This window comes from Pseudomonas libanensis (assembly GCF_001439685.1).
Classification (GTDB): domain Bacteria; phylum Pseudomonadota; class Gammaproteobacteria; order Pseudomonadales; family Pseudomonadaceae; genus Aquipseudomonas; species Aquipseudomonas libanensis.
Genome location: NZ_JYLH01000003.1, coordinates 417,970 through 438,480, shown reverse-complemented (window position 1 = coordinate 438,480; position 20,511 = coordinate 417,970). Strand labels below are relative to the sequence as shown.

At 59.7% G+C, this 20,511-nt stretch carries 21 protein-coding genes; 15 read left to right on the top strand and 6 right to left on the bottom strand.

Annotation, left to right across the window (positions count from 1 at the left end):
• The first annotated feature begins 205 nt into the window (after positions 1 to 205).
• From TU73_RS07360 to TU73_RS07295, 14 genes are all read left to right on the top strand, one after another.
• Positions 206 to 421, top strand: coding sequence for a DUF1127 domain-containing protein (locus tag TU73_RS07360; protein WP_043048367.1), 216 nt, complete (start codon positions 206 to 208; stop codon positions 419 to 421).
• Between the two features lie 329 nt (positions 422 to 750).
• The gene (locus TU73_RS07355) at positions 751 to 1,071 is read left to right on the top strand and encodes a DUF2388 domain-containing protein (RefSeq protein ID WP_057011634.1); all 321 of its coding nucleotides are present in this window, start codon (positions 751 to 753) and stop codon (positions 1,069 to 1,071) included.
• A gap of 106 nt (positions 1,072 to 1,177) precedes the next feature.
• A complete protein-coding gene (locus TU73_RS07350; RefSeq protein ID WP_057011633.1) occupies positions 1,178 to 1,486 on the top strand; it encodes a DUF2388 domain-containing protein in 309 nt (102 codons plus the stop codon).
• Positions 1,487 to 1,512: 26 nt separating this feature from the next.
• The gene (locus TU73_RS07345) at positions 1,513 to 1,833 is read left to right on the top strand and encodes a DUF2388 domain-containing protein (RefSeq protein ID WP_057011632.1); all 321 of its coding nucleotides are present in this window, start codon (positions 1,513 to 1,515) and stop codon (positions 1,831 to 1,833) included.
• Positions 1,830 to 3,791 (top strand): DUF7844 domain-containing protein, encoded by a 1,962-nt coding sequence (locus tag TU73_RS07340; RefSeq protein ID WP_057011631.1) that lies wholly within the window; start codon positions 1,830 to 1,832, stop codon positions 3,789 to 3,791. Before TU73_RS07345 ends, TU73_RS07340 begins: the two co-directional genes overlap by 4 nt.
• A gap of 378 nt (positions 3,792 to 4,169) precedes the next feature.
• Complete coding sequence (locus TU73_RS07335) at positions 4,170 to 5,477, top strand: CitMHS family transporter (RefSeq protein WP_003187405.1); 1,308 nt, start codon at positions 4,170 to 4,172, stop codon at positions 5,475 to 5,477.
• A gap of 68 nt (positions 5,478 to 5,545) precedes the next feature.
• Positions 5,546 to 6,313 (top strand): TerC family protein, encoded by a 768-nt coding sequence (locus TU73_RS07330; protein WP_057011630.1) that lies wholly within the window; start codon positions 5,546 to 5,548, stop codon positions 6,311 to 6,313.
• 214 nt (positions 6,314 to 6,527) lie between these two features.
• Positions 6,528 to 8,186: a Na/Pi cotransporter family protein gene (locus TU73_RS07325; protein WP_057011629.1), complete on the top strand. Its 1,659-nt coding sequence runs from the start codon at positions 6,528 to 6,530 to the stop codon at positions 8,184 to 8,186.
• A 58-nt stretch (positions 8,187 to 8,244) separates the two neighbouring features.
• On the top strand, positions 8,245 to 9,630 hold the full coding sequence (locus tag TU73_RS07320) for a M16 family metallopeptidase (protein WP_057011628.1): 1,386 nt from the start codon (positions 8,245 to 8,247) through the stop codon (positions 9,628 to 9,630).
• A gap of 67 nt (positions 9,631 to 9,697) precedes the next feature.
• Positions 9,698 to 10,729 carry a DUF5924 family protein gene (locus TU73_RS07315; protein WP_043048357.1) on the top strand — a complete coding sequence of 344 codons (1,032 nt, stop codon included), beginning with the start codon at positions 9,698 to 9,700 and terminating at the stop codon, positions 10,727 to 10,729.
• A 54-nt stretch (positions 10,730 to 10,783) separates the two neighbouring features.
• The gene (locus tag TU73_RS07310; protein ID WP_057011627.1) at positions 10,784 to 11,932 is read left to right on the top strand and encodes an ABC transporter permease; all 1,149 of its coding nucleotides are present in this window, start codon (positions 10,784 to 10,786) and stop codon (positions 11,930 to 11,932) included.
• Complete coding sequence (locus tag TU73_RS07305) at positions 11,929 to 12,732, top strand: ABC transporter ATP-binding protein (protein WP_057011626.1); 804 nt, start codon at positions 11,929 to 11,931, stop codon at positions 12,730 to 12,732. Before TU73_RS07310 ends, TU73_RS07305 begins: the two co-directional genes overlap by 4 nt.
• Before the next feature lies 1 nt (position 12,733).
• Positions 12,734 to 13,672 carry an MlaD family protein gene (locus TU73_RS07300; RefSeq protein WP_057011625.1) on the top strand — a complete coding sequence of 313 codons (939 nt, stop codon included), beginning with the start codon at positions 12,734 to 12,736 and terminating at the stop codon, positions 13,670 to 13,672.
• Positions 13,669 to 14,280 carry an ABC-type transport auxiliary lipoprotein family protein gene (locus TU73_RS07295; RefSeq protein ID WP_057011624.1) on the top strand — a complete coding sequence of 204 codons (612 nt, stop codon included), beginning with the start codon at positions 13,669 to 13,671 and terminating at the stop codon, positions 14,278 to 14,280. Before TU73_RS07300 ends, TU73_RS07295 begins: the two co-directional genes overlap by 4 nt.
• Positions 14,281 to 14,387: 107 nt before the next feature.
• Here TU73_RS07295 and TU73_RS07290 read toward each other — a convergent pair whose 3' ends face one another.
• The 6 genes from TU73_RS07290 to TU73_RS28920 all read right to left on the bottom strand — a co-directional run bounded on the left by TU73_RS07290 (position 14,388) and on the right by TU73_RS28920 (position 19,168).
• Complete coding sequence (locus TU73_RS07290) at positions 14,388 to 15,617, bottom strand: nucleoside recognition domain-containing protein (RefSeq protein ID WP_005783476.1); 1,230 nt, start codon at positions 15,615 to 15,617, stop codon at positions 14,388 to 14,390.
• Positions 15,618 to 15,715: 98 nt separating this feature from the next.
• Positions 15,716 to 17,047: a glutamate/aspartate:proton symporter GltP gene (gene gltP, locus TU73_RS07285; RefSeq protein WP_057011623.1), complete on the bottom strand. Its 1,332-nt coding sequence runs from the start codon at positions 17,045 to 17,047 to the stop codon at positions 15,716 to 15,718.
• 716 nt (positions 17,048 to 17,763) lie between these two features.
• On the bottom strand, positions 17,764 to 18,231 hold the full coding sequence (locus tag TU73_RS07280) for an inhibitor of vertebrate lysozyme family protein (protein WP_057011622.1): 468 nt from the start codon (positions 18,229 to 18,231) through the stop codon (positions 17,764 to 17,766).
• Positions 18,232 to 18,233: 2 nt separating this feature from the next.
• Positions 18,234 to 18,398, bottom strand: a complete 165-nt coding sequence (locus TU73_RS28120; RefSeq protein ID WP_003187386.1) for a DUF1328 domain-containing protein — start codon at positions 18,396 to 18,398, stop codon at positions 18,234 to 18,236.
• Between the two features lie 78 nt (positions 18,399 to 18,476).
• Positions 18,477 to 18,761, bottom strand: coding sequence for a hypothetical protein (locus TU73_RS07275; RefSeq protein WP_057011621.1), 285 nt, complete (start codon positions 18,759 to 18,761; stop codon positions 18,477 to 18,479).
• A 74-nt stretch (positions 18,762 to 18,835) separates the two neighbouring features.
• Positions 18,836 to 19,168 carry a hypothetical protein gene (locus TU73_RS28920; protein ID WP_156421204.1) on the bottom strand — a complete coding sequence of 111 codons (333 nt, stop codon included), beginning with the start codon at positions 19,166 to 19,168 and terminating at the stop codon, positions 18,836 to 18,838.
• Here TU73_RS28920 and algB point away from each other — a divergent pair.
• On the top strand, positions 19,155 to 20,501 hold the full coding sequence (algB, locus tag TU73_RS07270) for a sigma-54-dependent response regulator transcription factor AlgB (protein WP_057011620.1): 1,347 nt from the start codon (positions 19,155 to 19,157) through the stop codon (positions 20,499 to 20,501). The genes TU73_RS28920 and algB overlap by 14 nt on opposite strands.
• Positions 20,502 to 20,511: the final 10 nt, after the last annotated feature.

The following is a 20,511-nucleotide window of genomic DNA, read 5'->3' as shown; positions in this document are numbered from 1 at the left end:
GTTTTTCCTAAAAAACACCTATTTCGCACCTTTAAGGTGCAGATAGGTACAGTTGCCCCATTTTCGTACCGTACAGCCTGATTAAACAGTTAACTGGCCTCTCACAATACAGGTGAACTGTATCTAGAGAGTCTTGCGTCGGAGGAGGATCATTGGCATCAGTTAAACCACTACCTAATCCCGCCACAAGCGGAAGGATGTCATCATGGAACGTACACTCAGTTCCGAACTGTTCTTCGAAGATAAAGCTGTAAACACCAACGCTTCCCTGCCTTTGCGCGTTCTCGCCAACCTGATGTTGTGGCAGCGCCGCATCTCCAGCCGCCACCAATTGGCTCGCCTGGATTCGCGTCTGCTGGCTGACGCCGGTATCAGCGAAGCTCAACGCTACGAAGAGCTGAGCAAGCCGTTCTGGCGCTGATAGGCGCCCGCTGGCCCTGACCCGCCGGGTCCACCGCCAGCACCCAGATTTGTCAAAACAAAGCCCGCCCCGGATAACCGGAGGCGGGCTTTGTTGTTTCTGCGACATGGACTTGAAACTGCAGAATTTCTTTCGATAGGTACAGTTTAATAAACAACAAAATTGACAAGCACAGTTAAATGATTGGCTTCCGAATAGACAGGCGCGAGGCTAATATCCACTCACCACGTGGCGAACCTTGTAGAGCGTGCGTCTGATGCTCACAGTCCCAGTCCGTTCGCGGTGGCCGCTTCGCGCCACCTTATTATTCGTCTACAGGAGTTACCCTCATGTCCCGTCTTCGCCTGCTGTGCACTGTCGCTGTGTTGACCCTGGCTGCCAATGCCAATGCGAGCAGCTTTATCATGACCACCGACTCGATCGTCGGCGCACTTAAAGCCACCTCCGACGCCAGTTCCGATGCTACTTCTTCCCTGCGCGACAACAAGGTCGTCCAGGCCGCGCGTGACGATGCTGCAAGCTTTGTCGCCAGCGAAGGCGCCATCCGTGGCGTGAAGCTGGAAAGCGCCCTCGCGCAGATTCGCCAACAAGCGCCGCAACTGAACACCGCAACCGATGCACAGCTGGCACAGGCCATCCTGGCGATCTGATCCGCAGCAACCAGAAGGGGGCGCCAGCCGCTCCCGGATGCCTGCGCGCTGGCTCTCGCCCGGGCATTGCGCTAGCCTTGACGCTCGCTTTCAGTTGTCGAGTCCCATGGCTTTTTCATACCGCCTGTTGATTGTCCCTATATTGTTTTCCGCCTGCTGGTCACCCGTGGCTTCGGCCCTTGATGTGTCCACCCAGAGCACTGTTGTCAGCGTGTACGCCACCAGCAAGGTGACCTCTGCACCGTTCGACAACAAGTTGGTCATGGCCGCCCAGGATGATGCTGCCGCTTTCATTGCCACTGACGGAAAATGGCGGGGCGCACGCCTGGAGTCCGCACTGGATTATCTGCGCCGCACCCAACCAAAACTTCATGCAAGCGACCTTGAACTGGCGCAAGCAATTCTCGTCCAATAATCATCTTTGTATTTGGAGTCACCGCAATGCGTAGCCCGTTGATCGTCGCCGCCCTCGGCCTGCTGTTTTTGGCCGATGTCGCCCAGGCGCAAACCTTGAAGGCCACCAGCAACATCGTCGTGCGTGCTTCGGCGCGCACTATTGATTTCACCTCGGACACCACCACCTCCATCCGCGATTCCAAAATCGTGCGCGAAGCCCACGATGATGCCGCCAGTTTCGTCGCCACCAACGGCCAGATCCGTGGTGCGCAGCTCGAGGCTGCGTTCGACACCCTGCGCACCCGCGTACCACAAGCCCGTGATGCCAGTGACCAGACCCTCGCCGAAGCTATTCTCGCTCTGTGAGGCGTATCAAAGCCTGGCTTCTGGCCGGAGCTGTGCTGCTGTGTGCAACTACAGCCCAGGCCAGCCTGCAATTGCGGCTCAAGACCGATGGCTTGAGCCCCGCTGAACAGCAGGCCAGCCAGGCATTGCTCGATGATGCCATGCGCGCCTTGCCGCCACGCTTCATCGAGCAGTTGGATCGCCGCATCGATGTCGGCTGGACCGACAAGATGCCAGCAAACGCTTACGGCCAAGCCTCTCTTGTGTCCGAACTGGACTTGAACCAAAACCTGCTCGCCAGCCTGACCGACGGCAGCGCCGCCACCCAGAAAACCAATCGCCCACACGGCACTGTGCGCCGGGAAATGCTCGCCACCGTGCTGCATGAACTGACCCACATCTATGACCGTGCGCGCCTATGGTCCAAAGATGAACGCGCCCTGATCCAACGCTGCAGCCGTCAGAACAACATCACCGGCTTGATCGGTTTGCCCGACCAATGCCGTGGCCAGAACGGCCGTCGCTTTACCCTAAGTGACGATCCGCGCCTGCTGGACCTCGCCGGCTGGCCGCAATACGTCGGCCGCCGCGGCGAACGCGAACAGCACAATAATCAGGTGGTGCGCAGCCCGGATATCTACGAAACCACCAGCCCGTTGGAGTTCGTGGCGGTCAACATGGAGTATTTCCTCCTCGACCCCAGCTACGCCTGCCGACGCCCCGCGCTGTTCCGCTATTACAAGGAACATTTCGGCTGGGCACCGCCCGTGCAGGACACCTGTGCCACGACCTATCCGTTCCTGAACGCCGGTAACGATTTCGCCAAGACGCCCCTGGGCCAGATTGACCCGGAACGGGTGTATGAAATCGATTATCTGCTCGCCGAGGCCAACCAGAATCTGGTCAGCCGCTGGGGCCATAGCATGCTGCGCCTGGTGATTTGCGCCCCAGGTCGCCCGCGTGGCCCGGATTGTCGGCTGGACCTGGACCGACACCTGGTGTTGTCCTACCGCGCCTTCGTCGGCGACGTACAGTTGTCGAGCTGGGATGGCCTGGTCGGCAAGTACCCGTCGCGGCTGTTCGTACTGCCGCTGGCCCAGGTCATCGACGAATACACCAAGACCGAACTGCGTGGCCTGGCGTCGGTGCCGCTGAAGCTCAACCGTCAGGAAATCAACGACACCGTCGAACATGCCGCTGAAATGCACTGGAGCTATGACGGCAACTACTTCTTTATCTCCAACAACTGTGCTGTGGAGAGCCTGAAACTGTTGCGCAGTGGCAGCGCCAACCCGCAATTGACCGGCCTGGACAACATCACCCCCAACGGTTTGCTCGAGGTCCTCAGCGCGCGCGGCCTGGCCGACACCAGCGTGTTGAATGACAAACGCGAGGCACTGCGCCTGGGGTATCACTTCGACTCGTTCCGCGAGCGTTACCAGGCCATGTTCGATGTGCTGCGCAAGCGCCTGCCGATCAAGCAGACCCAGGTCGAAGACTGGTTGGCTCTGGATGCGCAAGCGCGTCGCCAGTGGTTCAGCCAGGCCGACCTGCGCACCAGCGCCGCGCTGCTGCTGCTGGAGCAGGCCAGCTATCGCAGGCAACTGATGCTCGCCCAGGACGAGGTCAAACAGCGCTACCTCAATGCTCGCGAGCTGAAAAACGGTGGCATGGAGAAAGCCAACAACACACTGCAACAAATCCTCGCCAACAGTGGCTTTCTCAGTCGCCCGGCCGAGTTGCTGGACAGTGGCGGCTATGGCCTGCCGCAGCCTTCGGAAGCCAAGCGCCTGGAATCGGAAAGCGCCGAGCGCCAGAAGCAACTGCAGTCGTTGACCGGCGAGTTGGATAAGGAGGTGAGGGCGCTGCTCGATCCCTCCCGCGCTGCCGAGATTGCCGCCAGTGAAGCCAACCTCAAGCAAGTCGGTGAACACCTCCGAGTGCTGCATAAAGCCGCCGGTGGCCTCGAACTGCCCTGAATTTTATTAGCAACCACCTTCCAAATGTGGGAGCTGGCTTGCCTGCGATGACAGTGGCACAGCCATAAGAGATATTGGCTGACACACCGCTATCGCAGGCAAGCCAGCTCCCACATTTTGTTCTGCGCCAACCTGAAGAATGGTGCCTGCCCTTCATCAGCTGTTTTCTCAGCGAAAGCTGGCTGAAAGCTTCCCCGTCTAGGATCGCCCTCACTGCCGGCAACAGACCGGCTGTTAACAACAACAATGGTGATTCCCGATGTCCGCTCGTACCCGCCTGTTCGCTGCAACTCCCCCCGTACGCCTCGTGCCTTTCGTTCTGCGCTGACCCTCACCCGGTTTGCCATTCCCTAGCCGCGCTACGCCTGGAGTATCCCTATGCTGACTTTCCTTGGCTTTGCCATGGTCATCACGTTCATGTTCCTGATCATGACCAAGCGCCTGTCCGCGCTGATTGCCCTGATCATCGTGCCCATCCTGTTCGCGTTGTTCGGCGGTTTCGCGCCGAAGATCGGCCCGATGATGCTCGAAGGCATCACCAAGCTCGCGCCGACCGGCGTGATGCTGATGTTCGCCATCCTTTACTTTGCCTTGATGATCGACTCCGGCCTGTTCGACCCGGCCGTGCGCAAGATCCTCAAGATGGTCAAGGGCGACCCGCTGAAGGTCTCGGTCGGCACCGCCGTGCTGGCCCTGGTGGTATCCCTGGACGGTGATGGCGCCACTACCTACATGATCTGCGTCGCCGCCATGCTGCCGTTGTACCAGCGCATCGGCATGAGCCCGCGGATCATGGCGGGCCTGATCATTCTCGCCGGTGGCGTGATGAACATGACCCCTTGGGGTGGCCCTACGGCCCGCGCCGCCAGTGCGTTGCATGTGGACCCCTCGGACATCTTCGTTCCGATGATCCCGGCCATGGCCGCCGGCGTCGTGGCGATCCTGGTGATTGCCTACATGTACGGCAAGCGCGAGCGTGCGCGCCTGGGTGAACTGCACCTGCAAGGTGACGAGATTGACCACAGCGAAATCAGCGTGTCGCAGTTCCCTGACGCTCGCCGCCCGAAGTTGATCTGGTTCAACGGCGCCCTGACCCTGGCGCTGATGTGCACCCTGATCGCCGGCTTGTTGCCGTTGCCAGTGCTGTTCATGGTGGCGTTCAGTATCGCGATGATCGTCAACTACCCGTGCCTGCAACAGCAGAAAGACCGCGTCGCGGCCCACGCCGGCAGCGTATTGGCGGTGGTGGGGCTGATCTTCGCCGCCGGCATTTTCACCGGCATCCTGTCGGGCACCGGCATGGTCGACGCCATGTCCAAGAGCCTGCTGGCGGTCATCCCCGAGGCCATGGGCCCGTACCTGGCGGTGATCACCGCGCTGGTGAGCATGCCGTTCACCTTCTTCATGTCCAACGATGCGTTCTACTACGGCGTGCTGCCGGTACTGGCCGAAGCCGCCAGCCACTACGGCATCACCGCCGTGGAAATGGCCCGCGCGTCGATTGTCGGGCAACCGGTACACTTGCTCAGCCCGCTGGTACCCTCGACTTACCTGCTGGTGGCCCTGGCCGGTATCGAGTTCGGCGATCATCAGCGCTTCACCCTCAAGTGGGCAGTGCTGGTGTGCCTGTGCATAATGTTCGCTGCATTGCTGATGGGGATTTTTCCGCTGTTCAGCACTCTATAATCGTACCGACTCACTCACCGCGCGGCGCTGCAGCTGACGCGGTATAACATTTGCTCAAAGGAATACACATGGAATGGCTGACCAATCCGGAAATCTGGATTGCCTTCTTCACCCTGACGGCCCTAGAGATCGTCCTGGGCATCGATAACATCATCATGATTTCGATCCTGGTCAGCCGCATGCCCAAGCATATGCAGGCGCGCACCCGGATCTTCGGGCTGGCGCTGGCCATGGTCACGCGCATCCTGTTGCTGCTGTCGATCACCTGGGTCATGCAACTGACCGCAGACCTGTTCGTGGTGCTTGGCCAGGGCATTTCCGGCCGTGACCTGATCCTGTTCTTCGGCGGCCTGTTCCTGCTGTGGAAAAGCTCCCAGGAGATGTACCACGCCCTGGAGGGTGAAGACGAAACCCACGACGAGCCCAAGGGCGCCGGTGGCAAGTTCATCTACACCATCATCCAGATCGCGATCATCGACATCGTCTTTTCTCTGGACTCGGTGATCACCGCCGTCGGCATGGTTTCCCATGTGCCGGTAATGGTGGCTGCAATCGTCGTGGCCGTACTGGTGATGATGCTGGCCGCCGGCACCATCAGCGAATTCATCGACAAGCACCCGTCGCTGAAGATGCTGGCGCTGTCGTTCCTGCTGGTGGTGGGTACCGTGCTGATCGCCGAATCCTTCGACGTGCACGTGCCAAAAGGCTACGTCTACTTCGCCATGGCGTTCTCCCTGGCAGTGGAGGCGGTGAACATCAAGATGCGCACCGCCATGGCGAAAAAGAAAAAACAGCAGGATCCAGTGAAACTGCGCAAGGACATGCCGGGTCAATAAACCTGACCCCGCTGCTGAAATGGGGCGCTTGCGCCCCATTTTTTTTCATCTGCAAAAAACTGATGTCATGACAGTTTTGTTTCAATCCCGACTTTAGCTATGCGATGCTGGCGCAGAGCCCATTCGCCAACTACAGCTTAAGTACAAGACGTAGAGCGGCACGCGGCAACTTTCCTTCGCTCCTTCTGGAGCGCACCCACACGGGGGGCCGAGCATGCTGACCTTGCTCAATCTGCTTTCCGCCGTGACCCTGCTTATCTGGGGCACGCATATCGTCCGTACCGGCATCCTGCGGGTCTACGGCTCCAATTTGCGCCAAGTCATCGGGCAGAACATGTCCAAGCGCTGGCTGGCCTTTGTCGCCGGCATCCTGGTAACAGCCATGGTGCAAAGCAGTAACGCTACCGCGATGCTGGTGACGTCCTTTGTCGGCCAAGGGCTGATGAGCCTCACGCCGGCCTTGGCCACCATGCTTGGCGCCGACGTTGGTACTGCGTTGATGGCCCGGGTGCTGACCTTCGACTTGTCCTGGCTGTCGCCGCTGCTGATCTTCCTCGGGGTGATTTTCTTCCTGTCGCGCAAACAGACCCGCGCCGGGCAGTTGGGCCGGGTCGGAATCGGCTTGGGACTGATCATCCTCGCGCTGCAATTGATCGTCGAAGCCGCCGGGCCGATCACCCATGCCCAGGGCGTGAAAGTCATCTTCGCCTCGCTGACCGGCGATATCTTGCTGGACGCCCTGGTCGGCGCGCTGTTCGCCATGATTTCCTATTCCAGCCTTGCAGCTGTGCTGCTCACGGCAACCCTGGCCGGCGCCGGCGTGATCGGGTTGCATGTGGCTATCGGCTTGGTGATCGGCGCCAACATCGGCAGCGGCGTGCTGGCCTTTCTCAGCACCAGCATGCAAAACACTGCCGGGCGCCAAGTGGCCCTGGGCAGCTTGTTATACAAATTGATTGGTCTGTTGCTGATCATTCCCGTGCTTGACCCACTCGTCCTCTGGATGGATGGCCTGGACTACAGCGCCCAAGGCATGGTCATCACCTTCCACCTGCTCTACAACGTCACGCGCTGCTTGATTCTGCTGCCCACCATTGGCCCTATGGCGCGGCTGTGTGCCTGGCTGCTGCCCGAGCGCGAAGAAACCAATGGCAAGGCCAAACCACGCCACCTTGACCTGGCCGCGCTCACCACGCCGAGCCTGGCCTTAGCCAACGCCGCGCGAGAAACCCTACGCCTGGGCGACCTGATCGACAATATGCTCACTTCGATGCAAGAGGTCCTGCGCGGCAACCAAACCGCAATTACTCAGGAGATGCGCAGCCTCAGCGATGACGTCGAGGCGCTCTACAGCGCGATCAAACTCTACCTGGCGCAAATGCCCCGTGAAGACCTCAGCGAACAAGACAACCGCCGTTGGGCGGAAATCATCGAGCTGTCGATCAACCTGAAACTGGCGGGTGACCTGATCGAGCGCATGCTGCGTAAAGTCCAGCAGCAGAAAACCTCGCAACGCCGGCAATTTTCCGAAGTGGGCCTGGAAGAACTCAGCGGCTTGCACAGTCAGCTGATTTCCAACCTGCGTCTGGGGCTCTCGGTATTTCTCAGTGGCGACCCGGAAAGCGCCCGCCAATTGCTGCGTGAAAAGCGCCGCTTTCGCGCCCAGGAACGTCGCCTGGCCCACGCCCACGTCAGCCGCCTGCAACGCAAGATCGTGCAGAGCCTGGAGACCAGCTCACTGCATCTGGAGCTGATTGCCGACATGAAACGCTTGAATTCGTTGTTTTGTAGCAGCGCTTATGTAGTGTTGGAAACATCCGACACTGGCGCACTCTCCGCCGAAGATATTGCCGACATCACCCATTCACCCTGAACGTACGACGGCGAGTGAAGTCAGTTAACAATGGACCTTATTCGCCAGGAAGCTTGTTATGCGTCGCCTGTTACTCGCCTGCCTGCTCCTGGGCTCGGCACATACCTTTGCCTTTGACCGCCTGCAAGTCGAAGGCTACACCTTGCCCAACGGTCTGCAACTGCTGCTCAAGCCGGGCACCGAACGCGGGCACGTAGCGATTCGCCTGGTAGTGGGCGTGGGCCTGGATGACTTCGGCTGCGAAGACAAAGAACTGCCGCACCTGCTCGAACACTTGCTGTTCAGCGGTATCGACGGCGGCGCAGAAGGCGACCTCGAAGACCGCATGCAAGCCCTGGGCGGCGAGTGGAACGCCTACACCAGCAACGCCGACACCACTTTCGTGATCGAGGCCCCTGCGCAAAACCAACGCAAGGTACTGGACCTGTTACTGGCCATCCTCACCCGCACGCAACTGACCGACGCCAATATCGATGCGGCCAAGCGGGTGGTCGAACGTGAAGACGGGGGCCATTACTCCCATTTGCAACGCCTGCTGGACCGCCAGGACCTCGGCCACAACGCCAGCAACCAACTGGCCGTCGAACTGGGCCTTAAATGCGCCGAACGCGCCGAGGCCAATCACCTGACTCGCGATCAGTTGGAAGCGGTGCGCAAGAACTGGTACGCGCCGAACAACATGACCCTGATCGTCGTCGGTGACCTCGACAAACTGCTGCCCGCCTACCTGGAACGTACCTACGGCCAACTCGACCCGGTGGAGCCCAGCGAACATCGGCCGCTCCCGGCGATCCGGCACACTGCCGCCAGCCACCGCGACCTGATCCACGGCTGGGTCGGCGATGGCGCCAAGCTGCACTGGCTGTTCGCCGAGCCGGTACTGGATGACCAGCATGACGAAACCTACAACCTGCTCAAGGATTACCTGGACTGGGCGCTGTACCGGCAACTACGCCTCAAGCACGGCTTATCCTATGGCCCGTGGACTGAACGCGAAGTGCTCGGCGGCGTCGGTTTCCTGAGCCTGAATGCCGACCTCGAACGGGAAAATCTGCCCGAGGCCGAACAGGTGCTGCAAGACCTCAAGGCAAAACTGCTCAAGGACGGTCTGGACCCAACGGTATTTGCCCGCCTGCAACACGCGGCCATTGCCCGCCAGGCCTGGGCTGTACAGGGTAACAGCGCGCTGGCGGACTATTATTGGAGTGCCTCCGGCGACTACGCCGATGGTCATTTCAGCGACCCGGTCAAACGCATCAAGGCCGTGAGCCTGGCGCAAACCAACCAGGCCATGCGCGAGGTCTTCAAGCAACCGGGTTATTGGCGCACCGAAAAGCCGTTGTTGAGCTATGACGCCCTGACCTGGATCGGCGCGGGCATACTGGGTCTGATCGCCATAACGTTGTTTGGCGTTCGGCGTTATCGCCAACGGATCGTGGAATGAGACACCGGACCCAGGGCTAAGACGTTATTCTGTCTGGGATTTTTCATACAAGACTGCGAACCGCCGAATGCCAAACCTGACCCACTTAATCCAGCGCATCCTCGAACTGATGAAGCGCTACCCAGGGGTGATTGCACTCGGCGGTTTCATCTCGGGCGTGGGCAGCTTTATCCTGGTGGACCGCCAACAGGGCATGGCCAGCTGGATCGCGGTGATCATGCTGGTGAGCTGGCTGTGGCTGATGCTGGAAAACAGCTTCACACAGCTGTTCACCAAGCTCTTCAAGCGCGAAATCCCTGAACCACTGCTGCGCTACGCCACCCAGATGATCCACCAGGAAAGTCTGTTTTTCGTACTGCCGTTCTTCTTCATCACCACAGCCTGGAACAGCGGCCAATCGGTGTTTACCGGCCTGCTCGGCGCGGCTGCGCTGGTGTCGATCATCGACCCGCTGTACTACAAGTGGCTGGCGCCCAAGCGTTCGCTGTTCCTCGCGCTGCATACCCTGACCTTATTCGCCGCACTGTTGACCGCGTTGCCGATCATCCTGCACCTGACCACTGCCGAGAGCTACAAACTGGCGCTGGGCGTGGCGATGGCCCTGTCGATTCCCAGCCTGGCCGTTAGCCTGCCGCTGCGCAGTCTCAAAGGCTGGGCGATGCTGCTGGGCGTCACGGCCGCCATTGGCTGCGCCGGCTGGTTCTTGCGCAGCTGGGTGCCGCCCGCCACCCTGTGGATGACCGAAGTGGCGATCAGCACCCAGCTGCAAGACCGCACACCCGGCGATCACCTCAAGGAAGTCACTGCCGCCCAACTGCGCAGTGGGGGGCTGTACGCCTACACCGCTATCAACGCACCGCGCGGGCTGGATGAGCGGATCTACCATGTGTGGAAATTCAACGGCCAGGAAGTCGACCGTATTGCCCTGGATATCCATGGCGGTCGCAAGGAGGGCTACCGCGCCTGGACCCACAAGCAGAATTTCCCAGGTGACTCCGCAGGGCGCTGGCAGGTCCAGGTGCTGACCGAAGACGGGCAAGTCATCGGTGTATTGCGCTTCAAGGTGATAGACACAGCACAAGCGGACAACCCAAAGTAGGCCAGTGTGTGCTATTACGTAGCCATTGTGGATAGCCATACAAGCTCGGAGCTTATGACCACTCGCACGACGGCCGGCACGGCCCATCTTGATACGTCCAGCACCCCACCTTTGCTCCGGATTACCGGCGACTGGACGCTTGCCCACTACGCCAACCTGAAGAAGCTGTCGGATACGCTCGACGGCCAGTACGACGCTGGCGCCCGCATCGACCTCAACGGCCTCGGCGCATTGGATACCGCCGGCGCCTCGCTGCTGGTGGAGCTGCTGGGGCCGGAGCGTATCGAACAGTCCGCCGAGCAGACCGATTGCAGCCTGCCAGCCGCGGACCGTGCATTGCTCAAGACGGTCTACCGTTCCCTGAATGATTTCTGCGTGCCGACCAAAGAGCCGGAAGAGGCTGTCGGCATCCAAGTACTGGCGCGCATTGGCCGTGCCGTGGACACCGTCTGGCAAGACGCGATGAAGCTGCTGGGCTTTATCGGCCTGATCCTCGAAACTTTCGCCCGTGGCATCTTGCGGCCCAAGCGCTGGCGCCTGACACCGATGGTCGCGCATATCGAACAGACCGGCCTCGACGCAGCGCCTATCGTAGCTTTGCTGACCTTCCTGGTCGGCGCGGTGGTGGCGTTTCTCGGCGCCACGGTGCTCAAGAGCTTCGGCGCGACGATTTTTACCGTGGACCTGGTGGCGTTCTCCTTCCTGCGGGAGTTCGGCGTATTGCTCACTGCAATCCTGATTGCTGGCCGTACCGCCAGTGCGTTCACCGCACAAATCGGCTCAATGAAGGCCAACGAAGAAATCGACGCCATCCGTACCTTGGGCCTGGACCCCATGGAGCTGTTGGTATTGCCACGGGTCCTGGCGCTGCTGGTGGCGCTGCCGATGCTGACCTTCCTGGCGATGCTCTCGGGCATCGTCGGCGGTGGCGTGGTGTGTGCGGTGGCCCTGGATATTTCACCGGCGATGTTCCTCTCGCTGCTGCAATCGGACATTGGCGTGCAGCACTTTCTGGTAGGCATGGTGAAGGCGCCGATCTTCGCCTTCCTGATCGCGGCCATTGGCTGCCTGGAAGGCTTCAAGGTCAGCGGCAGTGCCGAGTCAGTTGGCGCGCACACCACTTCCAGCGTGGTGCAATCGATCTTTGTGGTGATCGTGCTGGATGCAGTCGCCGCGATGTTCTTTATGGAGATGGGCTGGTGAGTCGTCTACACCGTGCGCCCACTGAGGCGGTGATTGAAGTGCGCGGCTTGTGCAACCGCTTTGGCAGCCAGAGCGTACACGAGAACCTCGACCTGGATTTGTACAAGGGCGAAATCCTGGCGGTGGTCGGCGGCTCCGGCAGCGGCAAGTCGGTGCTGTTGCGCAGCATCGTCGGGCTGCGGCGCCCCAGTGAAGGTGAAGTGCGGGTGTTCGGCAAGAACCTGCCGAGCCTGCCTGAGCATGAACGCTCGCTGGTGGAACGGCGCTTTGGCGTGCTGTTCCAGAAGGGCGCGCTGTTTTCCTCGCTGACCGTCACCGAGAATGTTGCCCTGCCGTTGATTGAACACGCCGGCCTCAGCCGTGCCGACGCCGAGCACTTGGCGGCGGTCAAGCTGGCGCTGGCCGGGCTGCCACTGTCGGCGGCCGACAAATACCCGGCCTCATTGTCCGGCGGCATGATCAAGCGCGCGGCCCTGGCCCGTGCACTGGCATTGGACCCGGACATCCTGTTCCTCGATGAACCCACCGCTGGCCTCGATCCGATTGGCGCCGCGCAGTTCGACCAACTGATCCTGACCCTGCGCGACGCGTTGGGCTTGAGTGTGTTCCTGGTCACCCATGACTTGGACACGCTGTACACCATCACCGACCGCGTGGCGGTGCTGGCGCAGAAGAAAGTGCTGGTGGCCGACGCCATCGATGTCGTCTCGGAAATCGACGACGCCTGGATTCACGAATATTTCCACGGCCCCCGGGGCCGCGCGGCATTGGATGCCGCTCAATCGCTCAACGAGGTATGACATGGAAACCCGAGCCCATCACGTGATGATCGGACTGTTCAGCGTAATAGTGGTGGTCGGCGCGATGCTGTTTGGCCTGTGGCTGGCCAAATCCAGCGTCGACAGCGCCTTCCAGGATTACGAAGTGATCTTCAACGAGGCGGTCAGCGGCCTATCACAAGGCAGTGCGGTGCAGTACAGCGGGATTAAAGTGGGCGACGTCACCAGCCTGCGCCTGGACCCCAAAGACCCGCGCCGCGTCCTGGCGCGCATCCGCCTGGCCGGGCAGACGCCGATCAAGGAAGACACCCAGGCCAAGCTGGCGCTGACCGGCATCACCGGCACCTCGATCATCCAGCTCAGCGGCGGCACCCCGCAGAGCCCGGAGCTCAAGGGCAAGGGCGGCAACCTGCCGGAAATCATCGCGTCGCCATCGCCCATCGCGCGCCTGCTCAATAACAGCAACGACCTGATGACCAGCGTCAACCTGCTGCTACACAACGCCAACCACATGTTCTCCCGGGAAAACGTCGAACGCCTGAGCAACACCCTGGATAACCTGCAACAAACCACCGGAGCCATCGCCGAGCAACGTGGCGATATCAAGGTGGTGATGCAGCAACTGATGCAGGTGAGCAAACAGGCCGGTGCCGCCCTAGAGCAAACTACCGTGCTGATGCGCAGCGCCAATGGCCTGCTCAACGAGCAAGGCAAGCAAGCCTTTGGCAGCGCCGAGCAGGCGATGAAATCCCTGGAGCAAAGCACCGCCACCATCAACAGCTTGCTGACCAACAACCAGGATTCAGTGAACAGCGGCATGCAGGGCCTTAACGAACTGGCGCCGGCGGTGCGCGAGCTGCGTGAAACCCTTGGCTCGCTGCGCGCCATTTCCCGCCGACTGGAAGCCAACCCCAGCGGTTACCTGCTGGGCAGTGACAAGAACAAGGAGTTCACGCCATGAAGCGTGCTTACCAAATAATCGCCCCTGTGATCTTGGCACTGGCCAGCGGATGCTCGATCCTGCCCAAGCCGGACCCATCGGACGTGTACCGCCTGGTGTCCACTCAGCCAACCACCCAAGGCACACCGGTGAATTGGTCGCTGCGCGTAGCCAAACCCCAGACCAGCGAGTTTCTCGACAGCCCACGCATTGCCGTGGTGCCTGACGGCAACCTGATCAGCAGCTATGCAAACTCACGCTGGAGCGACCCGGCGCCGGTGCTCTTACGCAATCGCCTGCTGGACGGCTTCCAACGCGACGGGCGAGTGACGTTGTTGAGTACCGACGAGACCAACCTGCAAGCCGACTATGAGCTGGGCGGGCAGTTGCAGGCGTTTCAAAGTGAGTACCATGGCAAAGCGGTGGAAGTCGTGATTCGCCTCGACACGCGGTTGGTGCGCGGCAGTGACCAGCGGATTATTGCCAGCCGGCGGTTTGAAGTGAGGCAGCCGGTGAGTGGTACCCAGGTGCCGGCGGTGGTGGCTGCTTTTGGCCAGGCTGGGGATCAGTTGAATAAGCAGGTGGTGGATTGGGTGGTGAGTCAGGGCAATACCGCACTGAAACCTTGAGGACCTCATCGCAGGCAAGCCAGCTCCCACATTTGACTGTGTTCACACATCAAACTGTGGGAGCTGGCTTGTCGGGTCGCCGCATCGCTGCGATAGCGATTGTGGCCTTAACCAAAAAACCAGTAGCACACCGCGATAGCCGCCACCACGCCAGCAAACTCCGCCAACAACGCACATCCCACCGCATGCCGCGCTCGCTGGATGCCTACCGAGCCAAAGTACACAGCCAACACATAAAACGTAGTTTCCGTACTACCCTGAATCGTCGCCGCCACCAACGCCGGGAAGCTATCCACCCCCTGGGTCTGCATGGTCTCGATCAGCATCGCCCGCGCCGCACTGCCGGAGAATGGCTTGACCATCGCCGTTGGCAGCGCGTCGACAAAGCGCGTGTCCATGCCGGTCCAGGCCACCACATGGCGAATCCCCTCCAGGCCGAAATCCAGGGCCCCCGAAGCACGCAGCACGCCAACGGCACACAGCATCGCCACCAGATAGGGCAGCAGGTTCTTGGCTACATCGAAGCCTTCCTTGGCGCCTTCGACAAAGGCCTCATACACCTTGACCTTGCGCAGGGCGCCGATCACCAGAAACAACATGATCAAGCCAAACAGCGTGAGGTTGCCCAGGATCGACGACAAACCGGCCAACGCCGTGGCAGACAAGGTCGCCAGCAGCGCCATGAAGCCGCCCAGTACCAACGCACCGGGGATCAGGTACGCCAGCACCACCGGGTCCCACAACCGCAGGCGCTGCATCACCGCCACCGACAGCAGGCCCACCAGGGTCGACGCGCTGGTGGCCAGCAGGATGGGCAGGAATACCAGGGTCGGGTCTGCGGCGCCTTGCTGGGCGCGGTACATGAAGATGGTCACCGGTAACAGCGTCAGCGAGGACGCATTAAGCACCAGGAACAGGATCTGCGCGTTACTCGCGGTGTTGGGGATGGGATTGAGTTCCTGCAGCGCCTTCATGGCCTTCAAGCCGATGGGCGTGGCGGCGTTGTCCAGGCCCAGGCCGTTGGCAGCGAAGTTGAGGGTGATCAAGCCGATGGCGGGGTGGCCGGCGGGCACTTCCGGCATCAGGCGGCGAAACAGCGGGCCAAGGGCCTTGGCCAGCCAATCGACGATCCCGGCTTTTTCGGCGATGCGCAAAAAGCCCAGCCACAAGGTCAGGGTGCCGAACAGCAGCACCATGACTTCCACCGACAATTTGGCCATGGCGAAAATGCTTTCCACCATCGCTGCGAAAATCCCGGCGTTACCGCCCACCAGCCATTGCGCCAGTGCTGACACCATTGCCACGACAAAGAAGCCAAGCCACAGGCCATTGAGCATCAGTTAAATCCCCCGAAAGATGGGGCGAATGATAACGGGGCTGGCAGAAACGACAAACCCCGGAATTTTCCGGGGTTTGTGTCAGCACAATCGAGCGATCAGCCGCGAGTGATCTCGCTGGCCGGCAGCGCTTCCTTGCTGCGCCAGTGCGGCAGGGAATTCCAGTAGCGCTCGCCCTTGGCATCATCGTACATGCCTTCCCAGCGGGAGATAACCAGTACGGCCAAGGCATTACCGATCACGTTCAGTGCAGTACGCGCCATGTCCATCACACGGTCGACACCGGCAATGAACGCCAAGCCTTCCAGGGGGATGCCCACACTGCCCAGGGTGGCCAGCAATACCACGAAAGACACACCCGGCACGCCGGCGATACCTTTGGAGGTCACCATCAGGGTCAGGACCAGCATCAGTTGCTGGCCGATCGACAGGTCGATGCCATACAGCTGTGCGATAAAGATCGCGGCGATGCTCTGGTACAGGGTCGAACCGTCGAGGTTGAACGAGTAACCGGTCGGCACTACGAAGCTGCAGATCGCCTTCGGCGCGCCGTAGGCTTCCATTTTCTCGATCACACGTGGCAATACGGTTTCGGAACTGGCGGTGGAGTACGCCAGCACCAGCTCATCCTTGAAGATGCGCATCACTTTCAGGATCGAGAAGCCAAACAGGCGAGCGATCAAGCCCAGTACCGCAAAGGCAAAGAACAGGATGGCCACGTAAACCAGGATCACCAGCTTGGCCAGCGGCAGCAGCGAGGCAAAGCCAAAGTTGGCGACGGTCACCGCGATCAAGGCAAAGACGCCGATAGGGGCGTACTTCATGATCATGTGGGTAACTTTGAACATGCTCTCGGAAACGCCCTGGAACATGGTCACCAGGGGCTCGCGCAGCTCAGGCTTGAGGCTCGACAAGCCCAGGCCGAACAACACGGAGAAGAAGATGATCGGCAGCATTTCGCCACGGGCCACCGCCGCAAAGATATTCGATGGGATCAGGTTGAGGATGGTCTCGATAAACGCGTGTTCATGCTGTACCTCGGCGGCGGTCGCCTGGTACTTGGAGATATCGACGGTACCCAGGGTACTCATATCGATGCCGGTGCCCGGGTGGAACAGATTGGCCAGCAACAGGCCGACCACGATGGCGATGGTGGTGACCACTTCGAAGTAAAGGATGGTTTTGACGCCGATACGTCCGAGCTTTTTCGCATCGCCTACACCGGCAATGCCGACGATCAGCGAGGAAATCACAATCGGGATCACGATCATCTTGATCAGGCGGATAAAGATATCGCCTGCCGGCTGCAACACATTGCTGATCCACCAGGCCTTTTCAGCACTGAAATGGTTGAGCACTGCACCGATTGCGATCCCCAGTACCAAACCGATGAGGATCTGCCAGGCGAGGCTTAGCTTTGCCTTCTTCATGTCATTACCCTTACTTCAAGTGGACTTAAGGCGAATGCGCCAGCTGGAACGCCCGAAAGCGAAAAAGTGTGAGCATCAGCCTCCATGGAAGGTCACCGCAGCGTGGCCGAAATGGCTTACTGGCAGGCGAAAAAAGGCGCAACTATTCCCATGCAAGGGGGCGACGTCTAATGCCGTAAACGCCTACCCTATGCCGAATCGGCATGGCTTTTTTTGAAAATTATTGTCCGAATGGTCAGTTCGAATACGCCATTCAGGCGGGTGAATATGCCGTGAAGCTGCCAAATCAGGCTCGCTCAGCGAAGCAGGACGACGTGACGTGATTGGCAGAAATGCGTGAGAAATCCACCACCTAGCGCCAGAAAAGTCCTATGGCGAAGGCGAAAATTTCTAGATAGATGGTCACGCCGACATACCCAGTAATGGTTGGCGTGAAGCAAAAAGTAAAATCGCGGCTATGGGAGGCATGAAGTGAGGGCATGAGAGTCATAAGCCCGCCGCAAGTTCAGCAAGCTTGAGGACTTGTGAACTTGCGTCGCAGCTTTTCGCCTGACCCGGCCCTTGCGCAGGCACTCCCTGTACCCGTAGGTCGCGCCGATCTCGGTTGATCAGAGCAACCCGGCCCCCTGGTCATGCATCACTCTTGGCGAGCGATGCAGACAGAAAGAAGCGTAGGAGCTTCTTTCTGTAGATTCAGGCTCCGCCTCATACGGAACCTAGTACCAATTCGGATCTTTCTTCAGTTGTTCCATCAACAGCTTTTGCATGCCTTCATCCGGCTTACCAAGGAAACGGTAATCGGCATGCCGTGTCGGGGACTTATCGGCCGGCAGACCGGCTGGGACTTCCACCAACATCGCGTAGGCATCTTCCTTATCGAAACTGAAGGCCACGATAAGGCGCTTGTTCAAGCAGGTATCCGCAGTTTCGCAAAGCGGCCCCACCAGATACTTGTCACCGTCCTCTTCAACAGCATTCATTTGTTCGGCCGTACCCGACAGGTTCATCACCCATTCCGGCAGGCGCTGTTCTTTCTTCACCACGTCTTGCCAGGTCTCACGGTACTGCGGGTCCGCGCTGAGCAATTGGTTAGCCCGGGACTGGCCGTCATTGGCGGCCATCGCCAGGCTGCTGCCGCCCAAGAGCAGGGCGGCAGCAATGGCTTTAAACGGCAGAATGGTCATATTCAGCCTCGGCCTTTACGACCAAAGAAGAACGAAGCGATAAACATCACCAGGAAGACGACAAAGAGAATCTTGGCGATACCCGTGGCGGTGCCCGCGATACCACCAAAGCCCAGGACTGCAGCCACAATGGCGATGATCAGAAATGTGATTGCCCAACTCAACATGGTGATTCTCCTTATGCTTCTATAGGGGTAACAGCGGTAGTGCCGTACAGCCGCTCAATTCAAGCGACCTTGTCTTGCCTAGAACACCCAGCGCTCTTGGGTCGGCAGTTCGTCCAGGGTGGAATCCTGATCGACCAGGCTCAATTGCGGGGCAGTTACATTAGCGCTGGCGCTGCCAATGGAACGGAAGTGGGTCTGGGTCATGGCCGGACGTTCAAATTGCGGGGCTGGCTTCGCACTCTGCTGCCAATGCTGCATCTGCTGGCCAGCAATCAGCGTGACCATCAATGCCAAACTGGCAAGCAGGCCCTGCTGCACACGAAGCGGAGATACACGCAATGGGCTGAGGCTTTGGCGAGTCATGCTGCTTATCTCCCGCATTCTGATTATTCGTTCATGACACTCTTGGGAGAGGTATTGCAGAGTGCATGCCAGCTTTATTGCAAAATAAAACTCAATAAAATCAAATAGTTAAATACACCACATAGATCTATCGCCTCGCATCCTGCACGATGCCCCGGCGTTGCCCGTGCGAAATGCACGATGGCCAATGGTCGGGTCGAGGGATCTAACCCACCCACCTCGTTGCCGAAGTGGCGGGAAGGCATGAAAACGCCATCAGCCGGATCCTGTGCAGCAGGCGTGCAGATATCTGCACGGACACGTCTTTTATGAATCAGAATAAACCATGCAACTTGCCCGATTATTCCGGGACTAAACATCATCACTTTTTTATAGTTAAGGAGCGCGGGACAGATGGGATCAGCCAAGGAACTTCAAGGCCGCATTCTTTTAGTGGATGACGAATCCGCGATCCTGCGCACCTTCCGTTATTGCCTGGAAGACGAGGGCTACACCGTAGCCACCGCCAACAGCGCCGCCCAGGCTGACACGCTGATGCAGCGCCAGGTGTTTGACCTGTGTTTCCTCGATTTGCGCCTTGGAGAGGACAACGGCCTGGATGTACTGGCCCAGATGCGTATCCAGGCACCGTGGATGCGTGTGGTAATTGTCACTGCGCATTCCGCCGTGGATACCGCCGTAGACGCGATCCAGGCCGGTGCCGCCGACTATCTGGTCAAGCCCTGCAGCCCGGATCAGTTGCGCCTGGCCACCGCCAAGCAACTGGAAGTGCGCCAGCTTTCGGCGCGCCTGGAAGCCTTGGAAGGTGCGGTGCGCCAGACCAAGGATGGCCTGGACTCCCACAGCCCATCAATGATGGTGGTGTTGGAGACCGCGCGCCAAGTGGCTGGCACCGACGCCAACATTCTGATCCTCGGCGAGTCCGGCACCGGTAAAGGTGAGCTGGCCCGGGCCATCCATGGCTGGAGCAAACGCTCGAAAAAATCCTGCGTGACCATCAACTGTCCATCGCTGACCGCCGAACTGATGGAGAGCGAGCTGTTCGGCCACAGCCGCGGCGCGTTCACCGGTGCCAGTGAAAGCACGCTGGGCCGGGTCAACCAGGCGGACGGCGGCACCCTGTTTCTCGACGAGATCGGCGACTTTCCGCTCACATTGCAGCCAAAATTGCTGCGTTTCATTCAAGATAAAGAGTATGAGCGTGTGGGCGACCCCGTTACCCGGCGCGCCGATGTACGTATCCTTGCAGCCACCAACCTGAATCTGGAAGACATGGTGCGCGATGGCCGCTTCCGTGAAGACTTGCTGTACCGCCTCAACGTCATCACCTTGCACCTGCCGCCGTTGCGCGAACGCAGTGAAGACATCCTGGCCCTGGCCGACCGCTTCCTGGCACGCTTCGTCAAGGAATACGCCCGTCCCGCTCGCGGCTTCAGTGATGATGCTCGAGAAGCGCTGCTCAACTACCGCTGGCCCGGCAATATTCGCGAGCTGCGTAACGTGGTGGAACGCGCCAGCATCATCTGCCCGCAGGAGAAGGTCGAGATCAGCCACTTGGGGATGGCCGAACAACCGACCAACAATGCGCCGCGTATCGGCGCCGCACTGAGCCTGGACGAACTGGAAAAAGCCCACATCGGCGCGGTACTCGCTACCAGTGACACCTTGGACCAAGCAGCCCGCACCCTCGGCATCGATGCGTCGACCCTGTACCGCAAACGCAAACAGTACAACCTGTGAGCAGGACTTT

Excerpts from the sequence above, each read along its gene's own strand:
- TU73_RS07310 (WP_057011627.1), top strand. The coding sequence starts at position 10,784 with ATGACCACTCGCACGACGGCCGGCACGGCCCATCTTGATACGTCCAGC.
- TU73_RS28120 (WP_003187386.1), bottom strand. The coding sequence starts at position 18,398 with ATGTTGAGTTGGGCAATCACATTTCTGATCATCGCCATTGTGGCTGCA.
- TU73_RS07290 (WP_005783476.1), bottom strand. The coding sequence starts at position 15,617 with ATGCTCAATGGCCTGTGGCTTGGCTTCTTTGTCGTGGCAATGGTGTCA.
- TU73_RS07320 (WP_057011628.1), top strand. The coding sequence starts at position 8,245 with ATGCGTCGCCTGTTACTCGCCTGCCTGCTCCTGGGCTCGGCACATACC.
- TU73_RS07295 (WP_057011624.1), top strand. The coding sequence starts at position 13,669 with ATGAAGCGTGCTTACCAAATAATCGCCCCTGTGATCTTGGCACTGGCC.
- TU73_RS07355 (WP_057011634.1), top strand. The coding sequence starts at position 751 with ATGTCCCGTCTTCGCCTGCTGTGCACTGTCGCTGTGTTGACCCTGGCT.
- TU73_RS07330 (WP_057011630.1), top strand. The coding sequence starts at position 5,546 with ATGGAATGGCTGACCAATCCGGAAATCTGGATTGCCTTCTTCACCCTG.
- gltP (WP_057011623.1), bottom strand. The coding sequence starts at position 17,047 with ATGAAGAAGGCAAAGCTAAGCCTCGCCTGGCAGATCCTCATCGGTTTG.
- TU73_RS07345 (WP_057011632.1), top strand. The coding sequence starts at position 1,513 with ATGCGTAGCCCGTTGATCGTCGCCGCCCTCGGCCTGCTGTTTTTGGCC.
- TU73_RS07280 (WP_057011622.1), bottom strand. The coding sequence starts at position 18,231 with ATGACCATTCTGCCGTTTAAAGCCATTGCTGCCGCCCTGCTCTTGGGC.
- TU73_RS07300 (WP_057011625.1), top strand. The coding sequence starts at position 12,734 with ATGGAAACCCGAGCCCATCACGTGATGATCGGACTGTTCAGCGTAATA.
- TU73_RS07325 (WP_057011629.1), top strand. The coding sequence starts at position 6,528 with ATGCTGACCTTGCTCAATCTGCTTTCCGCCGTGACCCTGCTTATCTGG.
- algB (WP_057011620.1), top strand. The coding sequence starts at position 19,155 with ATGGGATCAGCCAAGGAACTTCAAGGCCGCATTCTTTTAGTGGATGAC.
- TU73_RS07360 (WP_043048367.1), top strand. The coding sequence starts at position 206 with ATGGAACGTACACTCAGTTCCGAACTGTTCTTCGAAGATAAAGCTGTA.
- TU73_RS07275 (WP_057011621.1), bottom strand. The coding sequence starts at position 18,761 with ATGACTCGCCAAAGCCTCAGCCCATTGCGTGTATCTCCGCTTCGTGTG.
- TU73_RS07315 (WP_043048357.1), top strand. The coding sequence starts at position 9,698 with ATGCCAAACCTGACCCACTTAATCCAGCGCATCCTCGAACTGATGAAG.
- TU73_RS07350 (WP_057011633.1), top strand. The coding sequence starts at position 1,178 with ATGGCTTTTTCATACCGCCTGTTGATTGTCCCTATATTGTTTTCCGCC.
- TU73_RS07335 (WP_003187405.1), top strand. The coding sequence starts at position 4,170 with ATGCTGACTTTCCTTGGCTTTGCCATGGTCATCACGTTCATGTTCCTG.